The 16,297-nt window shown below is 40.9% G+C and carries 13 protein-coding genes and 2 pseudogenes; 12 read left to right on the forward strand and 3 right to left on the reverse strand.

Going from position 1 to position 16,297, the window contains the following annotated elements; all coding sequences use genetic code 11:
• Nucleotides 1-75: 75 nt before the first annotated feature.
• The 9 genes from serC (at nucleotide 76) to ABZP26_RS07950 (ending at nucleotide 8,016) form a co-directional block, all read left to right on the forward strand.
• Entirely contained in the window at nucleotides 76-1,158 is a 1,083-nt protein-coding gene (gene serC, locus ABZP26_RS07910) for a 3-phosphoserine/phosphohydroxythreonine transaminase (protein ID WP_368485590.1), read from the forward strand.
• Nucleotides 1,158-2,435, forward strand: a complete 1,278-nt coding sequence (gene aroA / locus ABZP26_RS07915) for a 3-phosphoshikimate 1-carboxyvinyltransferase (protein ID WP_368485591.1) — start codon at nucleotides 1,158-1,160, stop codon at nucleotides 2,433-2,435. Before serC ends, aroA begins: the two co-directional genes overlap by 1 nt.
• A 107-nt stretch (nucleotides 2,436-2,542) precedes the next feature.
• Nucleotides 2,543-3,253, forward strand: a complete 711-nt coding sequence (gene cmk / locus ABZP26_RS07920) for a (d)CMP kinase (RefSeq protein ID WP_016899929.1) — start codon at nucleotides 2,543-2,545, stop codon at nucleotides 3,251-3,253.
• A gap of 95 nt (nucleotides 3,254-3,348) precedes the next feature.
• Nucleotides 3,349-5,016, forward strand: a complete 1,668-nt coding sequence (gene rpsA / locus ABZP26_RS07925; RefSeq protein ID WP_002961176.1) for a 30S ribosomal protein S1 — start codon at nucleotides 3,349-3,351, stop codon at nucleotides 5,014-5,016.
• Nucleotides 5,017-5,083: 67 nt separating this feature from the next.
• On the forward strand, nucleotides 5,084-5,371 hold the full coding sequence (ihfB, locus tag ABZP26_RS07930) for an integration host factor subunit beta (protein ID WP_008114744.1): 288 nt from the start codon (nucleotides 5,084-5,086) through the stop codon (nucleotides 5,369-5,371).
• 21 nt (nucleotides 5,372-5,392) lie between these two features.
• Complete coding sequence (locus ABZP26_RS07935; RefSeq protein WP_008114742.1) at nucleotides 5,393-5,674, forward strand: lipopolysaccharide assembly protein LapA domain-containing protein; 282 nt, start codon at nucleotides 5,393-5,395, stop codon at nucleotides 5,672-5,674.
• A gap of 2 nt (nucleotides 5,675-5,676) precedes the next feature.
• The gene (gene lapB / locus ABZP26_RS07940; RefSeq protein ID WP_024600986.1) at nucleotides 5,677-6,813 is read left to right on the forward strand and encodes a lipopolysaccharide assembly protein LapB; all 1,137 of its coding nucleotides are present in this window, start codon (nucleotides 5,677-5,679) and stop codon (nucleotides 6,811-6,813) included.
• Between the two features lie 33 nt (nucleotides 6,814-6,846).
• Nucleotides 6,847-7,551, forward strand: coding sequence for an orotidine-5'-phosphate decarboxylase (pyrF, locus tag ABZP26_RS07945; protein WP_368485592.1), 705 nt, complete (start codon nucleotides 6,847-6,849; stop codon nucleotides 7,549-7,551).
• Between the two features lie 90 nt (nucleotides 7,552-7,641).
• Nucleotides 7,642-8,016 (forward strand): hypothetical protein, encoded by a 375-nt coding sequence (locus tag ABZP26_RS07950; protein ID WP_368485593.1) that lies wholly within the window; start codon nucleotides 7,642-7,644, stop codon nucleotides 8,014-8,016.
• Between the two features lie 55 nt (nucleotides 8,017-8,071).
• Here ABZP26_RS07950 and ABZP26_RS07955 read toward each other — a convergent pair whose 3' ends face one another.
• Entirely contained in the window at nucleotides 8,072-8,902 is an 831-nt protein-coding gene (locus ABZP26_RS07955; RefSeq protein ID WP_010389931.1) for a S1 RNA-binding domain-containing protein, read from the reverse strand.
• A gap of 2 nt (nucleotides 8,903-8,904) precedes the next feature.
• Nucleotides 8,905-10,227: a DEAD/DEAH box helicase gene (locus tag ABZP26_RS07960; protein WP_368485594.1), complete on the reverse strand. Its 1,323-nt coding sequence runs from the start codon at nucleotides 10,225-10,227 to the stop codon at nucleotides 8,905-8,907.
• A 206-nt stretch (nucleotides 10,228-10,433) separates the two neighbouring features.
• Between ABZP26_RS07960 and ABZP26_RS07965 the strand changes: the two genes are divergently transcribed.
• Entirely contained in the window at nucleotides 10,434-11,441 is a 1,008-nt protein-coding gene (locus tag ABZP26_RS07965) for a rhodanese-related sulfurtransferase (protein ID WP_028835275.1), read from the forward strand.
• Nucleotides 11,442-11,497: 56 nt separating this feature from the next.
• On the opposite strand, the pseudogene ABZP26_RS07970 reads toward ABZP26_RS07965, so the two are convergent.
• A pseudogene (locus tag ABZP26_RS07970) lies at nucleotides 11,498-11,894 on the reverse strand (hypothetical protein).
• Between the two features lie 220 nt (nucleotides 11,895-12,114).
• On the opposite strand from ABZP26_RS07970, the gene ABZP26_RS07975 reads away from it, so the two are divergent.
• On the forward strand, nucleotides 12,115-13,131 hold the full coding sequence (locus ABZP26_RS07975) for an efflux RND transporter periplasmic adaptor subunit (protein ID WP_368485595.1): 1,017 nt from the start codon (nucleotides 12,115-12,117) through the stop codon (nucleotides 13,129-13,131).
• A gap of 2 nt (nucleotides 13,132-13,133) precedes the next feature.
• A pseudogene (locus ABZP26_RS07980) lies at nucleotides 13,134-16,213 on the forward strand (efflux RND transporter permease subunit).
• Nucleotides 16,214-16,297 lie beyond the last annotated feature (84 nt).

Here is a 16,297-nt window from a genome sequence, read left to right on the forward strand (position 1 = left end):
GCCGCTTTTTTTATGTGGTTGAAAAAAATTAAATTAGTTTAATTCAAGTTAAATTACTGGAATGAGGAAAAGGTAATGAGTATATATAATTTTTGTGCAGGCCCTGCAATGTTACCACCGGCTGTTATGCAAAAAGCGCAAAAAGAGTTTTTAAACTGGCAAGGTCTTGGTGTATCGGTGATGGAAATAAGTCATCGTAGTCATGAATTTTTAGCATTAACCGCTAAATGTGAAGCCAGCCTGCGTCGTTTAATGAATATCAGTGACGAGTTTGAAGTGCTATTTATGCACGGTGGTGGTCGAGGTCAATTCAGTGCCGTACCTTTAAACCTTCATGTTAACGGTAAAAAAGCAGTTTATTGTGAAAATGGCGTTTGGTCAAAAAGTGCAACCAGCGAAGCCGATAAGTTTACAAATACACACGCTGTTGATGTGCGCAATGATGATAACGGCCTGTTTTCTATTAAGCAGGTAGCCGATTGGGTTTTACCTGCTGATGCGGCTTACATTCACTATTGCCCGAATGAAACCGTAGACGGCCTTGAAATATTTGATGTACCCAGTCATCCAACGGCGCCGATTGTGGCCGATATGTCGTCGACTATTTTATCGCGCGAAATTGAAGTTAATAAATTTGATTTAATCTACGCGGGTGCACAAAAAAATATCGGTCCGTCGGGCATTGCTATTGTGATTGTTCGCAAAACGCTACTTGAGCGTGAAGGGCTCGCCAAGCCGGGTATTTTAGATTACGCCCTTGAAGCAAAACAAGGCAGCATGTTTAACACCCCACCGACTTTTGCTTGGTATTTAGCGGCAGAAGTATTTGCATGGCTTGAGCAAACCGGGGGTGTAAAAGCCATGGAAGCTCATAATATTGCCAAAGCGCAGCTGCTTTATGATTTTATTGATGGTTCAGATTTTTATACCAATAAAGTAGCGAAGCATTGCCGTTCACGTATGAATGTGCCTTTTTGGCTGGTTGATGAAAGCTTAAATGATAAGTTTGTTAAAGAGTCAAAAGAAGCGGGCTTGTTAGCGCTTGAAGGTCATCGTATTGTTGGCGGGATGCGCGCCAGTATTTATAACGCGATGCCATTGGAAGGTGTACAAGCCTTAGTTGACTTTATGGCTAACTTCGCCAAGGAGAATAGTTAATGGAGCAACTTTTCTTAGCCCCTATTTCACAAGTGAATGGCAGTGTGACATTACCGGGCTCAAAGAGTTTATCAAACCGAATTTTATTATTAGCAGCATTATCTAACGGCACCACGGTTGTTGAAAACTTACTCGATAGCGATGATATTCGCCATATGCTGGGTGCGTTAAAGCACTTGGGCGTTAATGTAACGCTTAATACTGAACGCACCGTAGCAACCGTAGAGGGCGTGAGTGGCGTGTTTAATACGCCAACTGAGCCGTTGTTTTTAGGTAATGCAGGTACAGCGTATCGACCATTAACGGCAGTACTGAGTGCGATTGCTGGTGAGTATGAGTTAATTGGTGAGCCGCGCATGGAAGAGCGACCAATTGGTCATTTAGTTGATGCCTTACAAGCCTTGGGTGGTAATGTAAGTTATTTAAAAAATAAAGATTACCCACCACTTAAAATTATCGGTGGGAAAATAGCCGGTGGTGAAGTCGAAATTGACGGCAGTATTTCAAGTCAATTTTTAACGGCGCTGCTCATGGCTGCGCCGTTATTTAAAGGCGATACATACATTAAAATTAAAGGTACCTTAGTCTCTAAGCCTTATATTGATATTACTCTGGATGTGATGGCGCGCTTTGGTGTAACTGTTGAGCATGATAATTACACCACGTTCTTCGTTAAAGGTGCTCAGCAATACCAAGCGGTTGAGCGCATAATGGTTGAAGGTGATGCTTCATCGGCTTCTTATTTTATTGCTGCTGCAGCAATTGCCGGTGGCGAAATAGAAATTAAAGGCGTTGGCGCTAAATCAGTTCAAGGTGATATTGGCTTTGCTAAAGTGATGGAGCAGGTTGGTGCCAAAATTGATTGGTATGACGAGCATTTAGTTGTTCGTAAAGGCGAGCTTAACGGTATCGATATAGATGCTAATGCGATACCTGATGCTGCAATGACCTTGGCGACTGTTGCCTTGTTTGCTAAAGGGCCAACCGCTATTCGTAATATTTATAACTGGCGGGTAAAAGAAACTGACCGTTTACATGCAATGGCCACCGAGCTTAGAAAAGTAGGGGCTGAAGTGGTTGAAGGGCACAACTTTATTGAGATCACACCGCCAAAGCAATTTAATAATGTGGCTGTAGATACCTACGACGATCACCGTATTGCCATGTGCTTTGCAATGGTAGCGGTAGGGGGTAAGCCCATAACGATTAACGATCCGGCCTGTACTTATAAGACATTCCCAACATTTTTCAAAGTGTTAGCATCTGTCAGTAAATAGGCTATTTATAAGTATTTATAAAAAGTTACATACTAAAAGCGGATAATCTTTATTAATTGGCGTATAATGTGGCGGTTTATTTTGGTGTGCATTGAAGGAGGTTTTAAATGCCGGCGTTATTAATGCCCGTAATCACCGTAGATGGCCCAAGTGGTTCTGGTAAAGGAACTGTTTGTCGCCTATTGGCTGAAAAATTAGGCTGGGATGTGTTAGATAGCGGAGCAATTTATCGCGTACTATCACTTGCAGCACTTCATCACCAAATTGCGTTAGATAACGAAGAAGCACTTGTCCCACTAGCTGCAAATCTTGATGTGCAGTTTTTGATAGACAGTGACACTAATGCAGGAAAGATTATTTTAGAAGGCGAAGATGTCACAACCACTATTCGAAATGAAGAAGTGGGTGCTGCAGCGTCTAAAGTGGCCGCATTACCGCGTGTTCGAGAAGCGTTGCTTCGCCGCCAGCGTGCGTTTAGAACAGAAAACGGTTTAATTGCCGATGGCCGCGATATGGGCACTGTGGTATTTCCAGATGCGCCATTAAAGATATTTCTAACCGCAAGTGCAGAAGAACGTGCTCGCAGACGTTTTGTTGAGTTGAATGAGCGCGGGCTTGATGTTACACTAAGTGGTCTATTACAGGACATTCAAGCACGTGATGATCGCGATATGAATCGCGCCGTTGCGCCGCTTGTACCTGCAGAGGATGCGATTGAGCTTGATACTAGCGAACTCAACGCACAGCAAGTCTTTGATAAAGTTATAACTTTATTAGATGCGAGCATCTCAGAAGGTAAGCTTCCTAAACGAAGCTAAATACATTTTATGCACCAGCAGGATGCTAGTGCTATTTTAACAACCCCATGCAGCATGGTTGCTTATTGGTATTAATATATGAGACGTATATTCGTATGTCAGAAAATTTTGCGCAGTTATTTGAAGAAAGCTTAAAGGGTTTTGAAGCAGAGCAAGGCTCTATCGTTAAAGGTACAGTAATCTCAATCGAGAACAACATTGTACTTGTAGATGCTGGTCTTAAATCAGAAAGTGCTATCCCTGCAGAGCAGTTCAAAAATGCTGCTGGTGAACTAGAAGTTGCTGTTGGCGACGAAGTAGATGTTGCACTAGATGCAATCGAAGACGGTTTCGGTGAAACTATCCTTTCTCGTGAGAAAGCGAAGCGTCACGAAGCGTGGATCCGTCTTGAGAAAGCATGTGAAGAGCAAGAGACTGTTACTGGTGTTATCAACGGTAAAGTTAAAGGCGGTTTCACTGTTGAAGTTGATTCAATCCGTGCTTTCCTACCTGGTTCACTTGTTGATGTTCGTCCAGTACGTGACACAACTCACCTTGAAGGCAAAGAGCTTGAATTTAAAGTAATCAAGCTTGATCAAAAACGTAACAACGTTGTTGTTTCACGTCGTGCAGTTATCGAATCAGAAAACTCACAAGAACGTGAAGAGCTTCTTGCTAACCTTGTTGAAGGTCAAGAAGTTAAAGGTATCGTTAAGAACCTTACTGACTACGGTGCATTCGTTGACCTTGGTGGTGTTGATGGTCTACTACACATTACTGATATGGCGTGGAAGCGTGTTAAACACCCTTCAGAAATCGTTAATGTTGGCGACGAAATCGCAGTTAAAGTTCTTAAATTCGACAAAGATAAAACTCGTGTATCTCTAGGCCTTAAACAGCTTGGCGAAGATCCATGGGCAGCTATCGCTGGTCGTTACCCAGAAGGTTCTAAACTTTCTGGCCGTGTAACTAACCTTACTGATTACGGTTGCTTCGTAGAAATCGAAGAAGGCGTTGAAGGTCTAGTACACGTTTCTGAAATGGATTGGACTAACAAGAATATCCACCCTTCAAAAGTTGTATCATTAGGTGACACTGTTGAAGTTATGGTTCTTGAAATCGACGAAGAACGTCGTCGTATTTCTCTTGGTCTTAAGCAATGTATTGCTAATCCTTGGCAGGAATTTGCTCGTCTACAAAACAAAGGCGACCAAGTTACTGGTAAGATTAAATCAATCACTGACTTCGGTATCTTTATCGGTCTTGACGGTGGTATTGATGGTCTTGTACACCTTTCAGACATTTCTTGGAATACACCTGGCGAAGAAGCTGTACGTGAATTCAAGAAAGGCGACGAAATCACTGCTATCGTATTGCAAGTTGACCCAGAGCGTGAACGTATCTCTCTAGGTGTTAAGCAAATCGAAGCTGACCCATTCAATAACTACCTTGATGCAAACAAAAAAGGTGCTATTGTTAAAGGTAAAGTGACTGAAGTTGATGCGAAAGGCGCAACTGTTGAACTTATCGAAGGCGTTGAAGGTTACATCCGTGTAGCTGATATCGCTCAAGAGCGCGTTGAAGATGCAACTACTGTTGTTTCTGTAGGCGACGAGATTGAAGTTAAATACGTTGGTGTTGATCGTAAGAACCGCACTTTAAGCTTATCTGTTAAAGCTCTTTTCGAAGCAGAAGAGAAAGAAGTACTAGAGAAGCTTAAGAAAGAAGAGCCAGTGTTTGAAAACGCAATGGCAGCTGCTTTCGCAAATGCACAAAAAGACTAATTAATTATAGTCTTTTAATTGGAAGGGCAGTTTATGCCCTTCCACTATTTCTTTTTAAGGAAACGCTATGACTAAGTCAGAACTGATAGAAACACTTGCTGAACAACATTCACATATTCCTGTGAAAGATGTTGAGAACGCTGTTAAAGAAATTCTTGAACAAATGGCCGGCTCATTATCTTCTTCAGATCGTATTGAGATCCGAGGTTTTGGAAGTTTCTCTTTGCATTACCGTGCGCCTCGTACAGGCCGTAACCCTAAAACAGGTGAAACTGTAGAGTTAGATGGTAAGCATGTACCTCATTTTAAACCAGGCAAAGAACTACGTGACCGTGTAAACGAGAGCATTGCTTAGTAAACTTATTGGAGTAGTTACTTGTTCAAGGTATTAAAAATTATTCTGGCGGCACTTTTTTTAATTGGTGCGTTTGTATTGGGTTCTCAAAATCCACAATTAACACAAATTAACTACATAATAGCCAGTAATACATTACCTTTAGCCGTTATAATAAGTATCTGCTTTTTGCTAGGTGTTGTAGTGGGTTGTTTTGTGAGTTTTAAATTGTTCACGCAATTAAAGTGGCAAAATTACCGTTTAAAAAAGCAATTAACGCCTGAAAAAGATAATAAAAAGCGTATTGCCAACAAAGACACCTAATTATGATTGAGCTGTTGTTTTTACTGCTTCCCGTTGCTGCCGGTTATGGTTGGATCATGGGGAAAAACAGTGCTAAAAATCAGGCTCATCAATTTAATCGTCAAATTACTTCTGAATACAGTAAAGGGTTAAAGTTTTTACTGGATAGAGAAGAAGATCAGGGGCTTGAGCACTTAATTAATTTGCTCGAAGTAGCTGCTGACTCTGTTGAACATTATTCTACTTTAGCCACCATGTTTCGCCGTCGTGGTGAGCTCGACCGCGCAATAAAAATTCATGAACTGCTGCTAAAACACCCAAGTCTTAACGAAAAACAAGCCGCTAATAGCCGTTTAGAACTAGCCGAAGATTATATTATGGCTGGCTTATTAGACAGCGCAGAAGAACATTTAATATGGCTGGTAAAAAATAGCCATGCAGATGCACTCGATCCGATAATTTCTTTATATTCACAAACCCGTGAATGGGAAAAAGGCATTAATATGTTTGAAGCGCATACTGAGCTTTTTTCAAAAGAACAACACTTTAAAGCCATCGCTAATTTTTACTGTGAGCATGCCATTGCCAGTAATAACCCACAACTTATGCGCAAAGCCATTAGCTTAAACTTTAAAACAATTAGGCCTTTATATGAGCTTGGACTGTCAGCTTATACCAAAGAAGATTACGTAAAAGCAATTTACTATTGGCGAGAACTAATCTGCCAATTTACTTTTTTTGCGCCATTGTTTATTGAAAAGTTAGCTCACAGCTATAAGCAATTAAAATTAACTCACCAATTTCATGAACTCATTACTGAGTTATTAGAAAAAGGTGGGGTGATGATAAAAATACAGCATTGCCAAGCCTTGCTTGAGCAAGGACACACTGAACAAGCCTTTGAATTTTTAACTGATAATTTAAAACGTCAACCCACTATTCGTGGCTTTAGTTTTTTATTACAGTTAATGAGTACAGAAAATAAAAATACAAAAGATGTGCTTAATCAAATCGATAAACTTGTTACTTCGTACATTGCCACTAAGCCTGACTTTCAATGTCAGCATTGTGGCTTTACTAGCTACACCATTTATTGGAATTGCCCTTCATGTAAACACTGGGAAACCATTGTGCCTAGCAGAGGCTTAGACGGATTTTAATCTTTATACTTTTCGCTCACTAGTAGGATAGTTATGTCTTTCGAAAAATCAAAAAAAATTCTTATCGCGCTTGATTATGATGATCAGCAAACTGCTTTAGCATTTGTAAAACAGTTATCACCAGATACTTGTCGATTAAAAGTGGGCAAAGAAATGTTTACTTATTTTGGTCCTGCATTTGTTAAAGAATTGGTCGATTTAGGTTTTGATGTATTTTTAGATTTAAAGTTTCACGATATTCCAAATACCGTTGCTAAAGCGGTGACTGCTGCGGCTAAAATGGGTGTATGGATGGTCAATGTGCATGCATCGGGCGGTTATGAAATGATGCATAAAGCTAAACAAGCACTTGAGCAGTTTGGCGACAAAGCGCCATTACTGATTGCGGTAACTGTATTAACCAGCATGGACGAAGCTGAACTTGAGCGTTTAGGTATAACCAAATCACCCCAAGAGCAAGTTATGCATTTAGCTAAATTAACAAAGCAAGCAGGACTTGACGGTGTTGTTTGTTCCGCGCAAGAAGCGCAAAGTTTAAAGGCTGCTTTAGGGAAAGAGTTTAAATTAGTTACGCCAGGTATTCGCCCAGCGGGCAGTGATGCGGGCGATCAAAAACGTATTATGACACCTAAAGAAGCGATTGAAGCGGGTAGTGACTATTTAGTGATTGGGCGTCCGATCACCCAGGCACAAGACCCTGTAAAAGTACTAAATGATGTAAATGAATCAATAGCTTAAATTAAAAATTAGCATAATTGAGAGCAGTTCCTTACAACTGCTTTGCTTTGTGCTACATTTAAATTATGGGTGTGCAGTGAGGGATTTGCTTTGCGTATAATAATATTTTTAGTTGTAATTATCATTAGTGGCTTTGCTGTAAATAAATATGTTTTTTCAACTAAAATGTATGATGATGTTTCAAACGTTACTGACTTGGTATCTGGTTACCCCGTTGATTTATTCAAGTTTAAAAAAATTGCTCAAAATTATGCCCAGCATCTGTGTTACACCAATGAAGGTGTGTTAGCAGGAATAGATGTTAGCAGCAGAGACTGTGTTGCGACACATGATGAAATGCAAAAAGAGTGTACAGAAAAAGTTTTTAGACTAGCGCCGTTAAATCTAGATTCTAAAAAAGAATTAATTGAATACTCAAATGAATATTCTCGCTGTACCTTACCTTATAAAAATATTAGGTTATAAATTTCAGATACTAAAAAGCCACTTAGGTTTAAAACTTAAGTGGCTTTTTATTTAATTATTTTAAACGAATAGACTTAGCTTCAATATCAATTAAGCCTTGTTTAAATAAACCGCCAATGGCTTTTTTGTAATTTGCTTTGCTGGTCGAAAACACTTTTTTAATTAATTCAGGTTCAGACTTATCGCCTATGGCTAATATACCACCCTCATCCTTTAGTTTTTCCATTATTTTTTCACCAAGCTCGCTTACTTTACCCATGCCTGGTTTTTCAAGTATGACGTCAATTTTTCCGTCTTCACGTACTTTTTGAATAAATCCTTTTAGCTTTTGACCAACAAACAGGTTTTTAAACACCATGTTGTAAAACACGACGCCAAAATGGGATTCTTCAATAAGCACCTTGTAACCAATATCAGTTTTGCCTGCTACAATTAAGTCAACTTCTTGTAAGTGACTATACTGAGGCTCATCTTTTGATAAAAAACGGTTAAAGTTAGTTGAGGCACAAATACGCTGACTGGCGTTATCAAGATATAAACGCACTAAATATGAGTAGCCTTCTTGCATACGTGGTTTTTGTTCATTAAACGGTGCAAGTACGTCTTTTTCTAAGCCCCAATCTAAAAACGCGCCTATGCTGTTTATTTCTTTTACACGCAGTAGGGCATATTCACCCACTTGAGCATGCGGCTTTTTAGTTGTGGCTGTTGGCAGGTTTGCATTATCTAAAAAAGTGAATACGCTGATGCTATCGCCGGCTTCAAGCTCATGTTTTATTTCATGTTTAGGTAAAAAAACTTCACCTAAGTCGTGCCCATCTAAATAGGCACCTTCGTTGCTGACTTCTTTAACAAAAAGGGTTTGGGTGGTTCCTAGGTAACTCATAATTATTCCTGCTCAGGCTTTTTTTTACGACGCATCGGGGTATCACCATCAATATTAATAGGTGCTTTAATTGGGGCCGCTGGCTTTTTCGGTTTTGCTTTTCGTTTTGGCTGTGGCTTATTCGCGGTCACTGCTTTTTTAGTCGGTTTAATTGGCGCTACTTTTTTCTCTTTAATACCTTTAAATTTCGCTTTTAAACCCTCAACAGCAGCAAACGATAATTCATCATTTAAAAATGATTTTATTGCCAAGTAACTTGCCCAATCTTTAGGGCCCACAAGTGATAATGCGTTACCTTTAAAACCAGCACGACCAGTACGACCAATACGATGAACATATTCTTCTGCGTGTTTTGGTAAATCAAAGTTAATAACATGGGTAACACTGAGTAAATCTAAACCGCGCGAAGCAACATCTGTAGTAATTAATATTTTAAAGTTTTCACGGCTAAACGCATCCATAATATCAAGGCGCTTACTTTGAGTTAAATCCCCAGCTAATGCGACAGATTTAAAGCCTTTACTATTTAATGATTCACTTAAACGGCTGGTATCAGCTCGTGTGGCAGTAAATATAATGCACTGGCCAACGTTATCTTGATTTAAAAAGTGCTCAAGCAGTGCTTCTTTATGATCAAGATGGTCAGCTAAATACAGTGTTTGTTTAATATCACTGTGTTGCTCATTGGCTGCACTGAGCATAATTTGTTTTGGTTTTTTTAATAAATTACGCGATAACGCATCAACTTGAGCATGATCTAATGTCGCCGAAAACAATAAAGTTTGACGAAGACGATGATCGGCCAGTTCATTAATTAATTTAAGTTGATCGGTAAAACCTAAATCTAAAATACGGTCAGCTTCATCAAATATAAGTAACTCTAGGCCACTTAATTGTAATGAACGTTGCTTTAAATGATCGGCTAAACGCCCAGGTGTGGCGACCACAAAGTGAGGGTCGTTACGCAGTGCTTTAATTTGGTCGTTAAAATTTTCGCCACCGAGGATTTTAACGGCCTTTATGTTGGTACCGGCAATAAGTAATCGAAGTTGAGTAAAAACTTGGGTCGCAAGCTCACGAGTTGGAGCAACAATAAGTACACGAGGATCACGTTTACTGAGTGCTTTTTGTTTCATTACACGCTGCACAGCCGGTAATAAAAACGCTAAAGTTTTGCCTGACCCAGTTTTTGACTGAGCGAAAATGTCATGTCCCGCCAGTGCCGTTGGCACAGCATGAGCTTGAATATCGGTAGGCTGGGTGATCCCTTGGTGCGCTAATTGTGTTTCTAGGCGAGTATCAATCCCAAGATCAGTAAAGTGCAATGTATGTTTCTCCAATATGAGCAAGTCTGTATAAATTTATCCGCGCATTATAGCCCACTGAGCTACTGCGCTAACAGTAAAAAGCGCATTATCATCCATTTTTTTGCATTTAAATAAAAAAAGCGTAAAATACGCGCCCCATATGCGCCGGATTTACGATTCGGTAAACCGCCCCTTGCGGGTTTTAAAAGCAAAATAGGAATACCATGACTGCTGTCCATAAAGACAATGTAACCAGCGAACACTTTGTTGTATGCGCTCTGTATAAATTTGTTTCTCTGCCGGATTTTGAAGCACTTCGCCAACCTTTACTTAATGTAATGGAGCAAAACGAAGTACGAGGCACTTTATTAATTGCCGCAGAGGGGATTAACGGTACTGTCTCTGCAAAACGTGAAGGCATAGATAATTTACTTGCGTGGTTAGACACCCAACCAAATTTAGACAACATTGTTACCAAAGAATCATTTGATGACGAATGCCCGTTTTACCGTACAAAAGTTAAGCTAAAAAAAGAAATTGTGACTATGGGTGTTGAAGGCGTAGACCCATTAAAAGTAGTGGGCAGTTATGTTAAGCCACATGAATGGAATGCCCTTATTTCTGATCCAGAGGTGATCCTTGTTGATACCCGTAATGATTACGAAATTGAAATTGGTACGTTTCAAAACGCAGTAGACCCAAACACTAAAACGTTCCGTGAATTTCCTCAGTGGGCCAAAGAAAACCTAGACCCATCAAAACATAAAAAAGTAGCCATGTTTTGTACTGGTGGTATTCGCTGTGAAAAATCAACAGCCTATATGAAAGAGCAAGGTTTTGATGAGGTATATCACCTTGAAGGCGGCATATTAAAATACCTAGAAGAAGTGCCAAAAGAAGAAACCATGTGGGAAGGCGAGTGTTTTGTATTTGATAACCGTGTAGCGGTAAATCATGACTTACAAAAAGGCTCATACGATCAATGTCATGCATGTCGCATGCCTATCACAGAAGAAGAAAAGCAAAAGCCAGAATACATGGAAGGGGTGTCGTGTCACCACTGTATTGACAATGTAACCGATGAACAACGCGCTCGCTTTGCAGAGCGCCAAAAGCAAATAGAGCTTGCTCAAGCGCGCGGTGAAGGCCACATTGGTAACGAAGCACAAGCTGTTTTACAACAACGTAAAGAAGCTAAAAAAGCGCAAAAAGACGCACAGCGAAATAAATAAGCGGTACTTTTTGTTTGTACGTTATTAATAAAAACCTCAGTTTCAACTGAGGTTTTTTATTTTAAACTCTTTTCACAATTGCTTGTATCTGTAGTAGAGAGCGTGACCTTGTTGGCAGCATTGACGAGCACACATTTTGTGTTTTTATCGAGCTTTTAGATTATACTGATACGCGGTGTTGCCCCCTTCAAATAAAGCAGTAAATAATCCACCGACTAATCCACCAACAATGGCGCCGCCAATCATTTCTTCTTTATTGCCATCTAAGCTATCTACAAAGCCAAACCCCGCACCAGCAGCTATTCCAGTTCCCACTTCTGAGGAGAGTGTTACTTTTTGTATTGATTCAACAGACGCATAATAACGTTTAACAACTTGATTTTGATCTGCCCGATCAATCCCTGGTGATGCACAGCCTGATAGCAAGATCACCATAATTAAACTCTTTTTCATAAATGTGCCTTTATTAAAAATATTGATGAGCTAAATCATAGTCATAAATGTAATTTAAATATGTGTGGATTTTGTATGCAGCTGTAAAAATATGTAGAGTGGCTAGCATGCTTAATTTCAGCTTATTGTTTTGCTAATTTATCGTACTTAGCTATTTATTGATCATAGAGCTGTTAAACTGCGTAACATAATGCAAATAATAATTAATTAGGGTGATCCTTTGAAATCGCGAATTCTTTTTACCAGCGTGTTTTTTTCTTTAATGTCGTTAAGTTTATCTGTAAAGAGTGCCAATGTCGTGGTGGAGCAGGTAGCGATGGAACGTGCTAAAGAGCAAGTTCAGGCTGTCGGTAATGCCGAAGCAATTCATTCGGTTATTTTATATCCGGCTGTGGGCGATAAAGTAACGGCGGTGCATTTTAAACCGGGTGATAGCGTAAAGGCCGGTGATGTGTTACTTGAACTTGATTCACGCAGACAAAAAGCAGCACTTGAAGAGGCAAAAATAAAACTTGCTGACACCCAAAGAACCCTCGCACGTTTAAAGCAAAGCCAAGCAAAAGGGGCTGTGCCACAAAGTGATGTGGATGATGCAAAAACAGTTGTTGAATTAGCAAAAGTGACCCTTACCCAAGCAGAAACAGAATTTGAAGACCGCCAAGTTCGTGCGCCTTTTAACGGCACTATGGGACTTACCGACGTTGAAGTGGGTGACAGAATTACTCCCCAAACGGCGATTGCAAGTATTGATGATACGCGTGCTTTATATATAAATTTTAACGCCCCAGAATCGGCCGTTTATATGCTGCGCAATAAAGGCAATGTAAAAGTATTCCCTTGGCAGTCACAAAATGCTGTAAACGCAAAAATTGCTTATCTAGATTCACGAATAGACCCACAAACCCGCACCTTACGTGTAAAAGCGCAGCTTGAAAACCCGCAGCAAAAGTTCTTACCTGGCATGAGTTTTCGTGTTCATATTGAAGTAGAAGGGCAACGTTTTGCTGCTGTACCTGAGGCGGCATTACTGTGGGGAGCAACAGGCCCTTACGTTTGGACAAGTGTTAATAAAAAAGCCACTCGAATTGATGTGAAAATTGAACAGCGCCTTGCTGGTCGTTTATTAGTTTCGGGGGCTTTAAAAGAACAAGATAACTTAGTGGTAGAGGGCGTACAACGCTTACGTGCGAACCAAGAGCTAAGCTTCTCAGCGCCAATCGCTAATACGCAGGAGTAGCCATGAAACAGCAACCTATGATGCAAGACTTGCCATCAATGGCTATTCGCCGCCCAGTGCTTATTGTGGTTCTGAATTTACTGATTATTATTGCCGGAATTGCCGCCATAGCAGGCGTAGAAGTTCGAGAGCTTCCAGATGTAGACAGACCCCGTATTACTGTATCAGCCTCGTTCCCTGGTGGTTCACCTGAAACCGTTGATACCGAAGTTACCAGTAAACTTGAAGGTGCCGTGGCCCGTGTGAGCGGTGTTAAATCGATTCGTGCGCAAAGTGAAGAAGGTAATTCACGTATTGTGGTTGAATTTAGACCGGGTGTTAACCTTGACGACGCTGCAAATGAAACGCGTGAGTCAGTTGCTCGAGTGCAAAGAGAGCTCCCTGAAGAGGTAGAGCGCGTTTCTATTATTAAGGCTGATAACGACGCTGAAGCGGTGGTTTCATTAACAGTATCAAGTGAAAGTTTATCGTTAGAGGCATTAACAGAGCGGGTTGATGTTGATTTAGCGCCGCAGTTTTTAACTATTCCTGGTGTTGCCGACGTACGATTAAACGGCGATAGAGAACGTGTGCTCAGGGTTCGCATTGATCCATTAAAGCTCAGCAGTTTTAACTTAACGATTCCAGATGTTGCCGATGTACTTAGGCAAGCCCCCTTTGATGTGCCTGCAGGGAGTTTAAAATCAAACGATCAGCAAATAATAGTGCGCGCTGATGCAACGTCTGTTACCCCCGCACAGGTGGGCGACATTATAATTCAGGGCGATACTCGTATTAGCGATATTGCTGCCGTGTACTTTGGTCCTGCCGATCCGCGCTCTATGGTAAGACTTAATGGTAAACCTGTTATTGGTATGGAAATTATTCGCCAAGCACAGTCCAACACTATCGAAATTTCTGATGAAGTACTCAACCTTATAGAGGGGATGCGTGAGCGCTTTCCTGAGATGGAGTTTACGCTAACATCAGATGACGCGCAGTTTATTAGAAGCTCAGTAGATGAAGTGATTAACTCATTGGTTCTAACGGTACTGCTAGTGATCATCACCTTATGGGTGTTTATTGGTTCATGGCGTGCAACATTAGTCCCAGCATTTGCCATTCCTGTTGCGCTTATAGGTTCATTAGCTCTGATATGGGCACTTGGGTTTTCAATTAATATTTTAACCTTATTAGCACTGGTATTAGCGACAGGCTTAATTGTTGATGATGCAATTGTAGTGAGTGAAAATATTCAACGCCAGCGAGGGTTAGGCCTTGGAAGGCGTGCCGCAGCGGTTGTTGGTACCCGTGAAGTATTTTTTGCCGTTATTGCCACCACTGCAGTATTAGCGGCTGTGTTTGTACCCATCGCATTTTTACCCTCTACAGCAGGGCGTTTATTTAGGGAGTTTGGTGGCGTACTAGCTGGTGCGGTAATTATATCTAGCTTTGTTGCGTTATCGTTAGTGCCGGCGCTCACCTCTAAACTAAAGCTTAAGCAAGGTGGTTTTCATCCCTTTGCGAAATTTGGTAACGTGCTTGCCAATATTTATACCAAAACAATTCATAAAGTACTGGATCATGCGTGGGTTACCTTTATTGTTTGTTTATTAGTTGCAGGCGGTTCGGGTGCTTTGTATATGAGTTTAGATAACGAACTGCTCCCTACTGAAGACCGCGGTAAAATTAGAATATTTGCCCGCGGACCTGATGGCGTAGGGTTAAACTTTATGGATAGACAAGCCATTAAAATGGAAGATACCTTATTGCCTTTCGTTGAAAGTGGTGAAATTGAGTCTATCTACACTGTGGTTGGGCAATGGGATCCCAATATTGTGTTTATTACTGTGCCATTAAAGCATTGGGATGAACGTAACTTTAGCCAACAAGAAATTATTAATAAAATTCGCCAGCCTTTAGGCAACATCCCAGGCGCACCAGCTTACCCTGGTGGGGCAAATAGCTTAAATTTACGTGGCCAAGGTGGCGGCATAGAAATCGCTTTACTGGGACAAGATTACCTTGAAATATTTAAGGCTGCACAGCAGTTCTCAGCTGATCTTGAAAAAGCCGTGCCAGAAGTTGCGCCGGTAAGAGTATCGTATCAGCCATCGCAGCCGCAATTGCGTGTTAATATTGACAGACGACGCGCAGAAGAACTTGGCGTGTCTTTAAGTGATATCGCAATTACGTTAAAAGCCGCTATTAATGGTGACGATATCGCTGATTTAAACATTGGCGATCAATCTATTCCTATTATGCTACAGGCACAAAATCAAACTATTAACGACCCAAGTGATTTAGCAAACTTGTTTATTAGAGCTCGTAATAATCAATTGGTACCGCTCAGTAGTGTCGCTAACATTTCAGAGGAAGGGGTTGCCGCCGAGCTTGAGCGTCATGCTCAGCGCCGTGCCATAGGCTCAGTATGGAGCTGCCTGAAGGCTTAACAATTGCCACCCTAGTGGAGCAAATAAAGCAAGTGTCTGAGCAATCATTACCAGCAGGTATTACCCTTGCGTTTAAAGGGGAAGCACTGACATTTGAAGAAACCTCCAACGAAGTATTAATGACCTACGTATTGGCATTTTTAATTGTGTTTTTAGTACTTGCGGCGCAATTTGAAAATGTTAACAGTGCAATCGTGGTAATGATCACTGTACCATTTGGGATTACATCGGCCATTTTAGCGCTGTATTTAACCGGTACCTCACTGAATATTTACTCGCAAATAGGCCTAGTGATGTTAATTGGGTTAATCGCTAAAAATGCAATTTTATTGGTCGAGTTTGCTGATCAATTAAGAGATCAGGGGCTGAGTGTTCGAAAAGCGGTTGAACAAGCTGCATTGGTACGTTTAAGACCAATCACCATGACCTTAATATCGACCTTACTCGGTGCGTTACCCCTAATTATGTCAACTGGTGCCGGAGCAGAAGCACGTAATGCCATTGGCTGGGTGGTATTTGGTGGACTTGCGTTAGCGGTATTGTTTACGCTTTACTTAACACCGGTGATTTATTTAGGATTAGCCCGCTTTACCAGTCCTCGTGGCGATGAGTCAAAGCAATTAGCCCAAGAGCTGGAGCAACTTGACTAACTAATTACGCTAATTGGCTATTTTTCTTTGAAAAAATAGCCAATTAAGCCCACAATTCAACTAGATTAAAGCCACAAGGATCAC

This window comes from Pseudoalteromonas sp. SD03, from assembly GCF_040937955.1.
Classification (GTDB): domain Bacteria; phylum Pseudomonadota; class Gammaproteobacteria; order Enterobacterales; family Alteromonadaceae; genus Pseudoalteromonas; species Pseudoalteromonas tetraodonis.